Origin of the sequence: Streptomyces aurantiacus (assembly GCF_001418335.1) — a bacterium.
GTDB classification, from domain to species: domain Bacteria; phylum Actinomycetota; class Actinomycetes; order Streptomycetales; family Streptomycetaceae; genus Streptomyces; species Streptomyces aurantiacus.
In genome coordinates this window covers 19,686-34,447 of sequence record NZ_LIPP01000274.1, presented here as the reverse complement: position 1 = coordinate 34,447, position 14,762 = coordinate 19,686, and the positions used below count along the sequence as shown (strand labels likewise).

The following is a 14,762-nucleotide window of genomic DNA, read 5'->3' as shown; positions in this document are numbered from 1 at the left end:
CAGTTCAGAGAGGGCTTCTTCGTGTTCGGGCGCCCGCAGGCCCTGGCAGGGCGGATGCGGTGGTGTTGCGGTGGCTGCGGTTCGTCGTCCGAGGCGGCCGTGTACGGGCCGCCTGAGACGCCTCGTACACGCGGAGTACGCCGACATCGGCGCCCGTCGTTTCTTCGTACGCTGAACCCATGTCCTCACGTCGCCGAAACTGTCCCGAGTGCCGTCGCGAGATCGCTGTCGTCGCCGGGCGGTTCGCTCGGCACGACCCGCCGGGAGCTCGGAGGAGCGGGGAACTCGTGTCCTGCCCGGGGTCGCGCAGGCAGGCGGAGCTCGGTGCGGCGCAGCCCGCGCTGGACGGGTACGTCGTGGCGGAGTTTCCCGGGCAGCTTCCACTCTTCTGATCTTCTGACCCGCGCCTGTCCACGGCCGGCCCCGCCGGGCAGCCGACCGCCGCCCCGCCTTCCGCCCCGCCTCGTCCCGTCCCCTCCGCAGTTTCTCCTCAGCTCAGCTCTGCTCAGCTCAGTTTCCGGCCACCGACTTGACCGCGACCGACACCGGTGTCGAACCGCTGATCAGTTCCAGGGTCAGGCCGGCCGTCGCCGGGGTGTCCACCAGTTCCGCCAGGACCGCGGCGACGTCGTCGCGGGGGACGGGCCCGCGGCCCGTGGCGGCCTCCAGACGGACGAGGCCCGTGCCCGCGTCGGTCGTCAGCATTCCAGGGCGCAGGATCGTCCAGTCCAGGCCCCGGTGAGCCCGTACGTACGAGTCGGCCTCGCCCTTGGCGCGCAGGTACGCGTCGAAGATGTCGTCCCCGGGATGCTCCGGATCCGCACCCATCGACGACACGACCACATGGCGGCGCACCCCGGCCCGGGCCGCCGCGTCCGCGAAGAGCACGGCGGCGCCCCGGTCCACGGTCTCCTTGCGGGCCACCCCGCTGCCGGGACCCGCGCCCGCCGCGAAGATCGCGGCGTCCGCGCCCCGCAGATGCGCGGAGACCTCTTCCTCCGAAGCCGACTCCAGATCGCACAGCACCGGCTCGGCGCCGGCCGCCCGCAGATCGTCGCTCTGCTCGGCTCGGCGAATGATCCCCGCCACCTCGTCACCGCGTGCGGAGAGCAACCGCTCCAGCCGCAACGCGATCTGACCATGACCTCCAGCGATAACAATGCGCATGTCTTCGACGGTACGCCGGGATGGCCTCAGTTGCCGCACAACCCTGTGGATAACTCATGTGTCTCATGAATGATCACGCTGTACGAGGGGGGCGCCGTCAGGCGTCATAAGGAGACCGTCATCACCGCTACAAGCATGAGCCCCGCCACCCGCATGAGACCTGTCATACGCAGGACCTTCACCGCGGTCGGCTGTACCACCGTCCTGCTCGCCGGCGTGTCCGCCTGCGGCACGGTCGAGAATCTCACGGCCGGTCAGAAGGTGGACCACGCCGTCGAGGGGCTCGGTCAAAAGAAGTCGCTGTCCTTCGAGTTGGGGCTCCCCGCCAAGCCCTCCGCACTCGTGAAGCTGGCCGGGGAGGCGGAGCCCGGCGACGAGATGCCGATCAAGTTCGCGGAACTCTTCACCGAAGCGCGGGTCAAGGTATCCGTCGAGTCGCGCAAGCCGCTCGCCGACTCGGGTGAGAAGGACCTCGTCGGTACGGGTGTGGAGATCTCGGGGCCCGACGGTGTCCTGGCCGAGTACCGCATCGTCGGCGACTACATGTACTACCGCGCGGACATGAAGGCGTTCGGTGAGGCGATGGGCTTCCCGATGCCGACCGCCGATGAACTCCCCGAGAGCGAGAAGGAGTTCAAGCAGGTACTCGAAGGCAAGTGGGTCAAGGTCGACAGCCGCGAGGTCGGCCGCGCCGCGAAGGGCGCCTCCGGCGCGGACAAGGGCGACGAGGCCGGCCGGGGCGACGAGATCGACAGCAAGACCCAGCAGAAGCTCCTCAAGGCCGTACGGTCGGTCGTCGCCCACGAGGTCACCTTCAGCAACAAGGGAGGCAGCGACGGCGTCGAGCGGATCGTCGCCAAGGCCTCGTTCCGCGACCTGCTCACCGGCATCCTCGGCAAGCTGCGACCGCTGGCCGACGAACTCCCGGAGGGCATCGAACTGCCCACCGACAAGGAATTGAAGGGGGCTCCGGACAAAAAGGTCGCCGTCAGCTTCTCGCTGAAAGACAACGACCTGACCCGCGTCTCCATCGACCTCGCCACTCTGGCGGACGACCCGAAGGGCGCCAAACTCCCGCTGGTCATCACGTTCGGTGAGGCCGACGACGTCAGCGCGCCGTCCGGCGCCACGAAGCTGCCCACGGGCGAGTTCGGCGGCCCGGGCAACCCGTTCACCAGCGGTCTGCTGGGCGGCTTCTGACACACCGCTCGCCTCGTTCACCCGGAAACCGGAACCGGAAACGGAAACGGGAAATCGGAAACAGGGCGCGCGCTCACCGCCGCAACGCACGCGCGCGTGGAGGCAAACACCCCTCCACGCGCGCGTGCCGCCCACCGGCGATACGGACCACACCGGCGACACCAGTCGCCTTCCAACCCCACGCGTCACCCGGCACGCGTCACGACGACCCGCCCGTCCGCCCCTGGCGAGGCAGATCCAACGGCAGGGCCGCCGCCGAGTTGCAGTACTCCCGCACCGCACTCGTCCGAGCCACCACCCGCCCTCGGTGCACCACGATCCGGCTGTACGCGAGCGACAGCGCGCCGTCGAGCCGGTCCCCGCGCACCGCGAGCAACTCCGCCGGGAATCCGGCCTCCACGCGCACCTCGGGCAGTCCCAGCACCGCCCGCGCCGACGAACTCACCGCGTCGTACGCGTCAGCGGCCCGCAACCCGTACCGCGAGGCCAGCAGATACGCCGCCTCCAACGGGTCCCCGCGCCCCACGGGGTTCGACACATCCCTGAGGGCGCCGCTCCCGGCCGCGACCCGTACCCCGGCCGCCCGCAGCAGCCGTACCGGAGCCGTCCCGCGGCGGTCCACGCCCGAGCAGCCGCCCTGGGGCAGGCAGACGACGGTCACCCCGGCCGCGGCGAGTCGGTCGGCCGACCGCGAGGCCACTTCGGAGGGCAGCCGGCTCAGCCCGCCACAGGGGCCGAGCGTCACCCCGGGCCGCAATCCGCCCGCCATCGCCGCGAGCCGCCCGAGCCGCGCCGGATCGTCACCGTCCGTATGCAGGTCGACCGGGCAGCCCTGCTCCGATGCGACCTCCAGGACCGCCTCCACGTACCCCGTCGGATCAGGGTCCAGATCTGGACAACCGCCCACTACGGAGGCGCCCATTTTCACCGCGTCCCGCAGCATCGCCAGGCTGTCCGCCCCCGCGAGCCCGGTCAGTACCCGGGGCATCGCCACGACCGTCAGCTCGACCATCCCTCGCAGCGCGCGCCGCGCCTGGAGCACCGCCGCCATCGAGCCCAGCCCCTGCACATCGCCCACGCGCACATGCGAGCGAACGGCGGTCGCCCCGTGCCCGAGCTGCAGGAGAGCGGCCTCGGTCGTACGGCGCTGGACCCCCTGTCCCTCGTACGAGACCGGGCCCTCGCCGTCGGCCGACAGAGCCGTGTCGCCGTGGGCGTGGGGCTCGGCGGGGGCCGGCAGCAGCAGGTGGCCGGCGAGGTCCACGCGCGCGGTGTGCGCGCTGAGGCTGCCGGCCGTGCCGACCGCCTCGATACGTCCGTCGGCCAGCCGCACGTCCACGGTCCGGCCGTCGGTGAGCCGCGCACCGCAGAGCAGAAGTTCGGAACCGATGCCCCGGCCGGAAGAGCTGGAAGAGCTGGAAGAGCCGGAAGAGCTGGAAGAACCCGGCGAACCCGACGAACCCTGCGAGGGCGATGAGCCTGACGAACCCGACGAGAAGGGGCCCGACGCGGAGTGGTGCGGCTGCGGCTGACTGTCGGGCATCGCGCTCCTGGGCTCGGCGGCGGCTGCGCAGGAAGGGCACAGGATCACGCAGCGTGAGTCGAGCCTAGGGTGACGACGCGCGTGCATCGAGGAGGAGCGAAATAGTCGTACCGGTGTGGCCCGCCGGGCCTGAGAGGCGCCTGAAACGGCCCGTGAGGGCCCGGGAACGAGCGGGGGCAGGTGCCGCGAAACGGATTTGGGCGATCGGTGGCCGAGCGTGTAATGTCTTCATCGCTCGCCCCAATAGCTCAGTCGGTAGAGCGTCTCCATGGTAAGGAGAAGGTCTACGGTTCGATTCCGTATTGGGGCTCTGGTGTGGGAGGTTTCCGTCGCGAGACGGGAACCGCTCGCATCAAAGCGGTGTAGCTCAGTCGGTAGAGCAAGCGGCTCATAATCGCTGTGTCACCGGTTCAAGTCCGGTCACCGCTACTGACAGTAGCCGATTGCGGGGTCGGTCCTTCGATCGGCTACTCTTCTATGCGTTAATACATGTCCCATCCGTCCCGGCAAGGAGCACTCACGTGGCTGCCACCGACGTCCGCCCGAAGATCACGCTGGCCTGCGTGGAGTGCAAGGAGCGGAACTACATCACCAAGAAGAACCGGCGTAACGACCCGGACCGACTTGAGATGAAGAAGCACTGCCCGCGCTGCAACTCGCACACCGCGCATCGCGAAACGCGATAAACACAGGCTCGTTCACGAGGCCGTCCCCTGCAACGGGGGGCGGCCTCGCGTCGTTACACCAGCTGCGAACCAGGAGGTGCCGAGCCGATGGCGCTCGACCAGTCCTTCGTGGGGCGGTCCTACCCGCCCACCGACCCGTACGAGGTCGGCCGGGAGAAGATCCGCGAGTTCGCGGAGGCCGTGGGGGACCCGAACCCCGCCTACACGGACCCCGAGGCCGCCAAGGCCCTCGGCCACCCGGATGTGATCGCCCCGCCGACGTTCGTGTTCGCGATCACCTTCAAGGCCGCGGGGCAGGTCGTCAGGGACCCCCAGCTGGGTCTGGACTACAACCGTGTCGTGCACGGCGACCAGAAGTTCGTTCACCGGCGCCCGGTGCGCGCGGGAGACCGGCTCACGGTCACGTCCACCATCGAGGCGATCAAGTCGATGGCGGGCAACGACATCGTGGACATCCGCGGCGAGGTCCACGACGAGGCGGGCGAGCACGTGGTGACCGCCTGGACCAAGCTCGTGGCCCGCCCGGCCGAAGGGGCGTAACAGATGACCGCGAAGATCTCGTACGACGACGTCGAGGTCGGCACCGAGCTGCCGGCCCAGTCCTTCGACGTGACCCGCGCCACGCTCGTGCAGTACGCGGGCGCCTCCGGGGACTTCAACCCGATTCACTGGAACGAGAAGTTCGCCAAGGAGGTCGGCCTCCCGGACGTCATCGCGCACGGCATGTTCACCATGGCCGAGGCGATCCGGGTCGTCACCGACTGGACCGGCGACCCGGGTGCGGTCGTCGAGTACGGCGTCCGCTTCACCAAGCCCGTCGTCGTCCCGAACGACGACAAGGGCGCCACGATCGAAGTGAGCGGCAAGGTCGCCGTCAAGCTCGACGACAACACCGTCCGCGTCGACCTCGTCGCGATGAGCGCCGGCCAGAAGGTGCTGGGCATGTCCCGGGCCGTCGTACGACTGGCCTGACCGAACCGCCGCAGGTAGTAGTAGCGAGTAAGGGGCGTCCGCAATGGCGGACGCCCCTTACTCGTCGTCCAGCACCCCACTTGACGTAGTTAGTGATTGAGTACTAACTTAGCCGCATGGTCAGGATGAGCGCAGAGGAACGGCGTGAGAGCGTCATTCGCGCGGCGATGAGCGAGTTCGGCCGCGGCGGCTATCACGGAACATCCACCGAGGCGATCGCCAAGCGTGTGGGGGTCTCGCAGCCGTACCTCTTCCGGCTCTTCCCGGGCAAGAAGGCGATCTTCCTCGCAGCCGCCGAGCGCTGTCTGGACGACAGCGTGCGCATGTTCAAGGAGGCTTCCGAGGGACTGCGGGGCGAGGAAGCCCTGCACTCCATGGCGAACGCGTACACGAAGGTCATCGCCGAGGAGCCGGAGCGGCTCCTCATGCAGATGCAGATGTACGTCGCGGTGGCGGCCGCCGAGCAGGCCGGCGACCACGAACTCGGCGAGGCGGTGCGGGCCGGCTGGATGCGGCTGTGGGACGCCGTTCATCTGCCGCTCGGCGCCGACATCGACGAGACCACCGAGTTCCTGGCCTACGGGATGCTCATCAACTGCCTGGTCGCCATGGGGTTTCCGCCCCAGCACCGGGTGTGGGAGGGGCTCTATCCCTCGGCCCGGAGCAAGGGTCGGCTGGAGAAGGGCTGAAGCCAGGCGGAAGGAACGCCAGGGCGAGAGGGTGGTGAAAAATTGCCGCCTTTTCATGATCGTGAAAGTTAGTCAGCAATAACTAACCCACCGCAGATAACCAACCGCAGAGATAACCAACCACAGAGATAACCCGCTGGGGGAGCGATGTCACAGAAGGTGCCACAGCAGACCGAACGTCGCGGGGGAGCCGTCTGGGCCCTCGTCATCACCAGCGTCGCCGGCTTCATGGCGGCCCTCGACAATCTCGTCGTCACCACCGCCCTGCCCTCGATCCGCGAGGACTTCGGTGGAGCGCTCGACGACCTGGAATGGACCGTGAGCGCGTACACGCTCACCTTCGCCGTGCTGCTGATGTTCGGCGCGTCCCTGGGCGACCGGTTCGGCCGCCGCCGGCTCTTCCTCGTCGGCATCACCGTCTTCACCGGGGCGTCCGCCGCGGCGGCCATGGCGCCCGGCATCGACTCGCTGATCGCCGCCCGCGCGGTCCAGGGCGTCGGCGCGGCCATCATGATGCCGCTGACGCTGACCCTGCTGACCGCCGCCGTTCCGGCCGCCAAGCGCGGGACGGCGTACGGGATATGGGGCGCCGTCAACGGGCTCGCGGTCGCCTCCGGGCCGCTCATCGGCGGCAGCCTCACCGAACACCTGTCCTGGCAGTGGATCTTCTGGCTGAACGTTCCGCTGGGCCTCGCCCTGCTGCCGCTCGCCCGGCTGCGCCTTACGGAGTCGTACGGTTCCGGCGCCCCGCTCGACATCCGCGGCACCCTGCTCGCCAGCGGCGGCCTCTTCGGGATCGTCTACGGGCTGGTCCGCGCCCCTGTCGTCGGCTGGAGCGACGGGATCGTACTGCTGGCCCTCTTCGTGGGTACGGCTCTGCTCGTCGGCTTCGTGCTCCACGGCATGCACGCCAAGAACCCGATGCTGCCGATGCGCCTCTTCCGCAGCCGCGCTTTCGCCGGGATCAACGCGGCGAGCCTGCTGATGTTCCTCGGGATGTTCGGCTCGATCTTCCTGCTCAGCCAGTACATGCAGGGCGTGCTCGGCTACTCGCCCACCGAGGCGGGCCTGCGCATGCTGCCGTGGACCGGCATGCCGATGATCGTCGCGCCCGTCGCGGGCTACATGTCCGACCGGATCGGCGGTCGCCCCGTCGTCGCGGCGGGCCTGTTCCTCCAGTCGATCGGGCTCGGCTGGTTCGCTCTCGTGGTCGAGGCCGACACGTCGTACGCCGCGCAGCTGCCCGCGCTGATCATCAGCGGCATCGGGATGTCCCTCTACTTCGCTCCCGCGTCGAGCCTGGTCATGTCCAGCGTCCGGCCGCAGGAGCAGGGCATCGCGTCCGGCACCAACAACGCGCTGCGCGAGGTCGGCGGTGCCCTGGGTATCGCGGTGATGGCCTCGATCTTCTCCTCCCGGGGCGGCTACGAGAGCGCGGGGACCTTCGTGGACGGCATCCAGCCCGCCCTGTGGGTCGGCTCCGCCGCGGTGGCCGTGGCGGGCGCGGCGGCGCTGTACATACCGGGCCGCCGCCGGCGCGGGACCGAGCCGGCGGAGGGCGTGCCGGCGGAGGGCGTGCCGGCGGAGGGCGTGGAGGCGCCCGCATCCGTACTGGAGACGGCCTCGCACTGAATTCGGAATCCCACGTCCGGGCACCTTCCGGATCAGGCCGGATCCGGAAGAACGGCCCCGCCAACCCGGCGGGGCCGTCCTCGTTTGCCTCTCTCGTACTCTGGGCATGTGCAGGAACTCCGTGACACTCCCCTCGCCCCGCTGACCACCTTCCGGCTCGGTGGCCCCGCTGACCGGCTGATCACCGCCACGACCGACGACGAGGTGATCGCCGCCGTCCGCGAGGCCGACGACTCCGGTACGCCGCTGCTGCTGATCGGCGGCGGATCCAACCTGGTCATCGGTGACAAGGGCTTCCCGGGCACCGCCCTGCGCATCGCCACGCGCGGCTTCGTGCTGGACGGTACGAAGCTGGAGCTGGCCGCCGGAGAGGTGTGGACCGACGCGGTCGCCCGTACCGTCGAGGCGCACCTCGCGGGCATCGAGTGCCTCGCCGGAATCCCCGGCTCCGCCGGTGCGACGCCGATCCAGAACGTGGGCGCGTACGGCCAGGAAGTGTCATCGACGATCACCGAGGTGATCGCGTACGACCGGAAGAGCCGTGAGACGGTCACTGTTCCGAACGCCGAGTGCGGCTTCTCGTACCGGCACAGTCGCTTCAAGGGTGACCCCGAGCGCTACGTCGTACTGCGCGTCCGTTTCGAGCTCGAAGACGCCTCCGGGCTGTCCGCGCCCGTCAAGTACGCCGAGACGGCCCGCGCGCTCGGCGTCGGACCCGGCGACCGCGTGCCCCTGGACGCGGCCCACGAGACCGTCCTGAAGCTGCGCTCCGGGAAGGGCATGGTGCTCGACCCGGCGGACCACGACACCTGGTCCGCCGGCTCGTTCTTCACCAACCCGGTCCTCACGCCCGAGGAGTTCGCCGTGTTCCACGCGCGCGTGGCGGAGCGGCTGGGCGACGGCGTGACCCCGCCCGCCTACCCGGCGGGCGAGGAGCACATCAAGACCTCAGCGGCCTGGCTGATCGACAGGTCCGGCTTCACCAAGGGGTACGGCACCGGTCCCGCCCGCATCTCCACCAAGCACACACTGGCCCTCACCAACCGCGGCGGCGCCACCACGGAGGACCTCCTCGCGCTCGCCCGCGAGGTCGTCGCCGGAGTCCACGCCTCCTTCGGGATCACGCTCGTCAACGAACCGGTGACGGTGGGCGTCAGCCTCTGAGACCGCCGGCCCCGCCACCGCGAGACCCCATGCCCGCCCTCAGGGGACCGGGGCGGTCAGCCAGGCGTCGATCCCGGACAGCAGCTCCTGCTTGGTCTCCTGCGGGGCCGCAGAGCCGCGTACCGACTGGCGTGCCAACTCGGCCAGTTCGGCGTCCGTGAAACCGTTGTGGCGCCGCGCCATGTCGTACTGGGCGGCCAGCCGCGAGCCGAACAACAGCGGGTCGTCCGCGCCGAGCGCCATGGGCACGCCCGCCTCGAAAAGTGTGCGCAAGGGGACGTCCTCCGGCTTTTCGTAGACCCCAAGGGCGACGTTCGAGGCCGGGCAGACCTCACAGGTGATGCCACGGTCCGCGAGACGTTTCAGCAGCCGCGGGTCCTCGGCGGCCCGCACCCCGTGCCCGATCCGCGAGGCGTGCAGGTCGTCGAGACAGTCGCGTACGGAAGCGGGACCCGTGAGCTCACCGCCGTGCGGCGCGGCCAGCAGCCCGCCCTCCCGGGCGATCGCGAAGGCCCGGTCGAAGTCCCGTGCCATGCCACGCCGCTCGTCGTTGGAGAGCCCGAACCCGACGATGCCCCGGTCCGCGTACCGCACGGCCAGGCGGGCCAGTGTGCGGGCGTCCAGAGGGTGCTTCATCCGGTTCGCGGCGACCAGGACCCGCATGCCGAGCCCGGTGTCGCGCACGGCCGTGTCCACCGCGTCCAGGATGATCTCCAGGGCCGGGATCAGACCGCCCAGGCGCGGCGCGTACGACGTGGGGTCGACCTGGATCTCCAGCCACCCCGAGCCGTCCTTGAGGTCCTCCTCGGCGGCTTCGCGCACGAGCCGCTGAATGTCCTCGGGATCTCTGATGCACGACCGTGCCGCGTCGTACAGGCGTTGGAAGCGGAACCAGCCGCGCTCGTCCGTGGCCCGCAGCTTGGGCGGCTCACCGCTCGTCAGCGCGTCGGGCAGATGGATCCCGTGCTTGTCGGCCAGTTCCAGCAGGGTGGTGTGCCGCATCGATCCGGTGAAGTGCAGATGCAGATGGGCTTTGGGCAGCTCAGAGACATCACGTACGTGCTCCATTCGAGGATCCTGCCGCACGTCGGCGCCGTATCGGTAGCGCTTTCACTGAACGTGGTCTTGCTCGCACGAAGACTCGAAGAAGCGGGAGCGCGCGAAGGAACTGGGAGACATGAGGAAGCGGGCCGCCTCCCCGAGGGAAGCGGCCCGCCTTGTCTACTTCCGGCGTACTCACGTGAGTACGCGTGAGGAGATCAGTCCTTGGCCTCCGCCAGCAGCTTCTGGATCCGTGAGACGCCCTCGACCAGGTCCTCGTCGCCCAGCGCGTACGACAGCCGCAGATAGCCCGGCGTGCCGAAGGCCTCACCCGGTACGACCGCCACCTCGGCCTCCTCCAGGATCAGCGCGGCCAGCTCGACGGAGTCCTGCGGGCGCTTGCCGCGGATCTCCTTGCCGAGGAGGGCCTTCACCGAGGGGTACGCGTAGAAGGCGCCCTCGGGCTCCGGGCAGAGGACGCCGTCGATCTCGTTGAGCATCCGCACGATCGTCCTGCGGCGCCGGTCGAAGGCCTCGCGCATCTCGGCGACGGCCGTCAGGTCGCCCGAGACGGCGGCGATCGCCGCGGCCTGGGACACGTTCGACACGTTCGACGTGGCGTGGGACTGCAGGTTCGTGGCGGCCTTCACCACGTCCTTCGGGCCGATGACCCACCCGACCCGCCAGCCGGTCATCGCGTACGTCTTCGCGACGCCGTTGACCACGATGCACTTGTCGCGCAGCTCCGGAAGGATCGCCGGCAGCGAGGTGAACTTCGTGTCCCCGTAGACCAGGTGCTCGTAGATCTCGTCCGTCATCACCCACAGGCCGTGCTCGACGGCCCAGCGGCCGATGGCCTCGGTGTCCTCGGCGCTGTAGACGGCGCCCGTCGGGTTGGACGGCGACACGAAGAGGACGACCTTGGTCTTCTCCGTACGGGCCGCCTCCAACTGCTCGACGGAGACGCGGTAGCCGCTGGTCTCGTCCGCGACGACATCGACGGGGACACCGCCGGCGAGACGGATCGACTCCGGGTACGTCGTCCAGTAGGGGGCCGGGACGATGACCTCGTCGCCCGGGTCGAGGATCGCGGCGAAGGCCTCGTAGATGGCCTGCTTGCCGCCGTTGGTCACCAGGACCTGGGAGGCGTCCACCTCGTAGTGGGAGTCGCGCAGCGTCTTGGCGACGATCGCCGCCTTCAGCTCGGGAAGGCCGCCGGCCGGCGTGTAGCGGTGGTACTTCGGGTTCTTGCACGCCTCGACGGCGGCCTCGACGACGTAGTCCGGGGTGGGGAAGTCGGGCTCGCCGGCGCCGAAGCCGATCACCGGACGTCCTGCGGCCTTGAGGGCCTTGGCCTTGGCGTCCACGGCGAGGGTGGCGGACTCGGAGATCGCACCGACCCGGGCGGAGACCCGACGCTCGGTGGGAGGGATTTCAGCGCTCATGGGCCCATCGTTTCAGACCGGAAACGTCCCCGGCACACCGGTTTCACAGACTGGGCCACGCGGGACGGAGCCGGGGTGGAGCCGGGGTTGCGCACGGACAAAGTCCGTAACGGCACTTTCTGTTCGACGACCGGCCGCCGACCACGTACACTCTCACCTCGTTGGCCTTCAGCAGCCGCGCCCTTCCGGTGCACACCGAGCACTCGGACCGATGCGGTACGTTGTGAGGTAGGCAAAGGGTCGTAGCTCAATTGGTAGAGCACTGGTCTCCAAAACCAGCGGTTGCGGGTTCAAGTCCCTCCGGCCCTGCTACACACTCCTTTCACCAGGATGTGTGCACATGTACATACTGCATTGCACCGCCGTGCGGCTCACACCGGGCGCGGCACGGCCACGACCCGGAATCAGGTGAGGACGAGTGACGGACGCCGTGGGCTCCATCGACATGCCTGATGCCCAGGATGAGGCGCCGGAGTCCCAGAAGAAGGGCCGCAAGGGCGGTAAGCGTGCCAAGAAGGGCCCGCTGAAGCGCCTCGCTCTCTTCTACCGCCAGATCGTCGCGGAGCTCCGCAAGGTCGTCTGGCCGACTCGCAATCAGCTGACGACGTACACCACAGTGGTGATTGTGTTCGTTGTCATCATGATCGGCCTCGTGACTCTGATTGACTTCGGACTCGACAAGGCTGCCAAGTACGTCTTTGGCTGAGCCAAGCGCGAAGGGCGCCGTACCCGGCGCCCGCTTTCGCGTGTTCCACCCCCATGATCCAGGAAGAAGCAGCCACCGTGTCTGACCCGAACCTGAACGATGCCGTCGAGCCGGTCGAGTCCGTTGACGACGAGCGCGACATCGTCGAGGGAGCGGACGTCGAGGACGAGGTCGAGGCTGCCGACGCCGCCGCGGGCGAGCCCGCCGAAGAGGCTGCCCTGCACGCCGAGGACGAGTCCGGCGAGGACCTCGAAGAGGACACCGCAGCCGACGCCGCCACCCCGGACGTCGATGACGCCGCCACCCCGTCCGTCTCCGACGAGGCGGACGAGGACAGCGACGAGACGGACGAAGCCGCCGAAGACTCCGCCGAGGCCGTCGACGACTCCGAGACCGCCGAGGACTCCGACGAGGAGGAGGCGGAGGAGGCCGAGCCGGTCGACCCCGTCACCGCCCTCCGCGAGGAGCTCCGCGCGCTGCCCGGCGAGTGGTACGTCATCCACACGTACGCCGGTTACGAGAACCGCGTGAAGACCAACCTCGAACAGCGTGCCGTCTCGCTGAACGTCGAGGACTTCATCTTCGCGGCCGAGGTGCCGCAAGAAGAGGTCGCGCAGATCAAGAACGGCGAGCGCAAGACCATCAAGCAGAACAAGCTCCCCGGCTACGTGCTGGTGCGCATGGATCTGACGAACGAGTCCTGGGGCGTCGTCCGCAACACCCCCGGCGTCACCGGCTTCGTGGGCAACGCCTACGACCCGTACCCGCTGACGCTGGACGAGATCGTCAAGATGCTCGCCCCCGAGGCCGAGGAGAAGGCCGCCCGCGAGGCCGCGGAGGCCGAGGGCAAGCCGGCTCCGTCCCGCAAGCTGGAGGTCCAGGTACTGGACTTCGAGGTCGGCGACTCGGTCACCGTCACCGACGGCCCGTTCGCGACGCTGCAGGCGACCATCAACGAGATCAACGCCGACTCGAAGAAGGTCAAGGGCCTCGTCGAGATCTTCGGCCGCGAGACCCCGGTCGAGCTGAGCTTCGACCAGATCCAGAAGAACTGACGTTCTTCGGACCGCAAGCCTCCGATCAGGTCAGACAGGCTCTCGCTGGGGGTACCTCCCCGGTCGCGGGAGACCGTCTGACCTGCTCGGTTTTTGGCCGCACAAGGATACCCGTTATCGTTGTGCGGTATGCCTCCATCCGGATGATCCGGAATGGATGGCTGGAAACTCTCACTAGGACCCGGAGAGAGCAATGCCTCCCAAGAAGAAGAAGGCCACGGGGCTCATCAAGCTCCAGATCCAGGCCGGTGCGGCCAACCCGGCTCCGCCGGTCGGCCCCGCACTGGGCCAGCACGGCGTCAACATCATGGAGTTCTGCAAGGCCTACAACGCCGCGACCGAGTCGCAGCGCGGCTGGGTGATCCCGGTGGAGATCACGGTCTACGAAGACCGCTCCTTCACCTTCATCACCAAGACCCCGCCGGCCGCGAGGATGATCCTCAAGGCCGCCGGTGTCGAGAAGGGCTCCGGCGAGCCGCACAAGACCAAGGTCGCCAAGATCACTCAGGCGCAGGTCCGCGAGATCGCCACGACCAAGCTGGCCGACCTGAACGCCAACGACCTGGACGCCGCGTCGAAGATCATCGCCGGCACCGCCCGTTCCATGGGCATCACGGTCGAGGGCTGAACCCCACCTTCGTAGAGCACACCGTGGCAGGGCCTGCTCGGCCCCTACCACGACTCCTCAACACACAGGAGCAGTAGTGAGCAAGCGCAGCAAGTCTCTCCGCGCTGCGGACGCCAAGATCGACCGGGAAAAGCTGTACGCCCCGCTCGAAGCCGTCCGCCTCGCCAAGGAGACCTCCACCTCCAAGTTCGACGGCACCGTCGAGGTCGCCTTCCGTCTGGGTGTCGACCCGCGCAAGGCCGACCAGATGGTCCGCGGCACCGTGAACCTCCCGCACGGCACCGGCAAGACCGCCCGGGTCCTGGTCTTCGCGACCGGTGACCGTGCCGAGGCCGCGACTGCCGCCGGCGCCGACATCGTCGGCTCGGACGAGCTCATCGACGAGGTGGCGAAGGGGCGTCTGGACTTCGACGCCGTCGTCGCCACCCCCGACCTCATGGGTAAGGTCGGCCGCCTGGGCCGTGTCCTCGGCCCGCGTGGTCTGATGCCGAACCCGAAGACGGGCACCGTGACCCCGGACGTGGTCAAGGCCGTGACCGAGATCAAGGGCGGCAAGATCGAGTTCCGCGTCGACAAGCACTCGAACCTGCACTTCATCATCGGCAAGGTGTCGTTCGACGACACGCAGCTGGTGGAGAACTACGGCGCCGCGCTCGACGAGATCCTTCGTCTGAAGCCGTCGGCCGCCAAGGGTCGTTACATCAAGAAGGCCGGGATCAGCACCACGATCGGCCCCGGCGTTCCGATCGACCCGAACCGCACCCGCAACCTCCTCGTCGAGGAGGACCCGGCCGCCGTCTGAGCCTGACGCTCACCCGGCAGCCGCGTCGCAGA

At 68.9% G+C, this 14,762-nt stretch carries 17 protein-coding genes and 3 tRNA genes; 16 read left to right on the top strand and 4 right to left on the bottom strand.

What is annotated here, in order from left to right:
- The first annotated feature begins 179 nt into the window (after positions 1 to 179).
- Positions 180 to 392: a hypothetical protein gene (locus tag AOK01_RS45505; RefSeq protein ID WP_055517398.1), complete on the top strand. Its 213-nt coding sequence runs from the start codon at positions 180 to 182 to the stop codon at positions 390 to 392.
- 118 nt (positions 393 to 510) lie between these two features.
- On the opposite strand, the gene AOK01_RS30745 is transcribed toward AOK01_RS45505, so the two are convergent.
- Positions 511 to 1,167: an NAD(P)H-binding protein gene (locus AOK01_RS30745; protein ID WP_055517396.1), complete on the bottom strand. Its 657-nt coding sequence runs from the start codon at positions 1,165 to 1,167 to the stop codon at positions 511 to 513.
- Between the two features lie 153 nt (positions 1,168 to 1,320).
- On the opposite strand from AOK01_RS30745, the gene AOK01_RS30740 reads away from it, so the two are divergent.
- Positions 1,321 to 2,367, top strand: coding sequence for a hypothetical protein (locus tag AOK01_RS30740; protein WP_245702482.1), 1,047 nt, complete (start codon positions 1,321 to 1,323; stop codon positions 2,365 to 2,367).
- A 199-nt stretch (positions 2,368 to 2,566) separates the two neighbouring features.
- On the opposite strand, the gene AOK01_RS30735 is transcribed toward AOK01_RS30740, so the two are convergent.
- On the bottom strand, positions 2,567 to 3,757 hold the full coding sequence (locus AOK01_RS30735) for an amidohydrolase family protein (protein WP_055517405.1): 1,191 nt from the start codon (positions 3,755 to 3,757) through the stop codon (positions 2,567 to 2,569).
- Between AOK01_RS30735 and AOK01_RS45500 the strand changes: the two genes are divergently transcribed.
- The 9 genes from AOK01_RS45500 to AOK01_RS30695 all read left to right on the top strand — a co-directional run bounded on the left by AOK01_RS45500 (position 3,756) and on the right by AOK01_RS30695 (position 9,053).
- Positions 3,756 to 3,899, top strand: coding sequence for a hypothetical protein (locus AOK01_RS45500; protein ID WP_245702480.1), 144 nt, complete (start codon positions 3,756 to 3,758; stop codon positions 3,897 to 3,899). The two genes, AOK01_RS30735 and AOK01_RS45500, sit on opposite strands and share 2 nt — an antisense overlap.
- 248 nt (positions 3,900 to 4,147) lie before the next feature.
- Positions 4,148 to 4,220 (top strand) — tRNA-Thr (locus tag AOK01_RS30730).
- Between the two features lie 46 nt (positions 4,221 to 4,266).
- Positions 4,267 to 4,339 (top strand) — tRNA-Met (locus AOK01_RS30725).
- A 92-nt stretch (positions 4,340 to 4,431) separates the two neighbouring features.
- A complete protein-coding gene (gene rpmG / locus AOK01_RS30720) occupies positions 4,432 to 4,596 on the top strand; it encodes a 50S ribosomal protein L33 (protein ID WP_006604855.1) in 165 nt (54 codons plus the stop codon).
- An 87-nt stretch (positions 4,597 to 4,683) separates the two neighbouring features.
- Positions 4,684 to 5,136, top strand: coding sequence for a MaoC family dehydratase N-terminal domain-containing protein (locus AOK01_RS30715; protein WP_055517393.1), 453 nt, complete (start codon positions 4,684 to 4,686; stop codon positions 5,134 to 5,136).
- Between the two features lie 3 nt (positions 5,137 to 5,139).
- Positions 5,140 to 5,568, top strand: coding sequence for a MaoC family dehydratase (locus AOK01_RS30710; RefSeq protein ID WP_055517391.1), 429 nt, complete (start codon positions 5,140 to 5,142; stop codon positions 5,566 to 5,568).
- A 116-nt stretch (positions 5,569 to 5,684) separates the two neighbouring features.
- Entirely contained in the window at positions 5,685 to 6,257 is a 573-nt protein-coding gene (locus AOK01_RS30705) for a TetR/AcrR family transcriptional regulator (protein ID WP_213862172.1), read from the top strand.
- A 147-nt stretch (positions 6,258 to 6,404) separates the two neighbouring features.
- Positions 6,405 to 7,889, top strand: a complete 1,485-nt coding sequence (locus AOK01_RS30700) for an MFS transporter (RefSeq protein WP_079103888.1) — start codon at positions 6,405 to 6,407, stop codon at positions 7,887 to 7,889.
- A 108-nt stretch (positions 7,890 to 7,997) separates the two neighbouring features.
- A complete protein-coding gene (locus tag AOK01_RS30695) occupies positions 7,998 to 9,053 on the top strand; it encodes a UDP-N-acetylmuramate dehydrogenase (RefSeq protein ID WP_055517390.1) in 1,056 nt (351 codons plus the stop codon).
- 39 nt (positions 9,054 to 9,092) lie between these two features.
- On the opposite strand, the gene AOK01_RS30690 is transcribed toward AOK01_RS30695, so the two are convergent.
- Both AOK01_RS30690 and AOK01_RS30685 read right to left on the bottom strand, forming a co-directional pair.
- The gene (locus AOK01_RS30690) at positions 9,093 to 10,121 is read right to left on the bottom strand and encodes an adenosine deaminase (RefSeq protein ID WP_055517388.1); all 1,029 of its coding nucleotides are present in this window, start codon (positions 10,119 to 10,121) and stop codon (positions 9,093 to 9,095) included.
- A gap of 191 nt (positions 10,122 to 10,312) precedes the next feature.
- On the bottom strand, positions 10,313 to 11,539 hold the full coding sequence (locus AOK01_RS30685; protein ID WP_055517387.1) for a pyridoxal phosphate-dependent aminotransferase: 1,227 nt from the start codon (positions 11,537 to 11,539) through the stop codon (positions 10,313 to 10,315).
- 236 nt (positions 11,540 to 11,775) lie between these two features.
- Here AOK01_RS30685 and AOK01_RS30680 point away from each other — a divergent pair.
- From AOK01_RS30680 to rplA, 5 genes are all read left to right on the top strand, one after another.
- Positions 11,776 to 11,848 (top strand) — tRNA-Trp (locus AOK01_RS30680).
- A 109-nt stretch (positions 11,849 to 11,957) separates the two neighbouring features.
- Positions 11,958 to 12,245 (top strand): preprotein translocase subunit SecE, encoded by a 288-nt coding sequence (gene secE / locus AOK01_RS30675; RefSeq protein ID WP_055517385.1) that lies wholly within the window; start codon positions 11,958 to 11,960, stop codon positions 12,243 to 12,245.
- A 77-nt stretch (positions 12,246 to 12,322) separates the two neighbouring features.
- Entirely contained in the window at positions 12,323 to 13,300 is a 978-nt protein-coding gene (gene nusG / locus AOK01_RS30670) for a transcription termination/antitermination protein NusG (RefSeq protein WP_055517383.1), read from the top strand.
- 193 nt (positions 13,301 to 13,493) lie between these two features.
- Positions 13,494 to 13,928, top strand: a complete 435-nt coding sequence (gene rplK / locus AOK01_RS30665; RefSeq protein ID WP_055517382.1) for a 50S ribosomal protein L11 — start codon at positions 13,494 to 13,496, stop codon at positions 13,926 to 13,928.
- A gap of 76 nt (positions 13,929 to 14,004) precedes the next feature.
- Positions 14,005 to 14,730, top strand: coding sequence for a 50S ribosomal protein L1 (gene rplA / locus AOK01_RS30660; RefSeq protein ID WP_055517380.1), 726 nt, complete (start codon positions 14,005 to 14,007; stop codon positions 14,728 to 14,730).
- Positions 14,731 to 14,762: the final 32 nt, after the last annotated feature.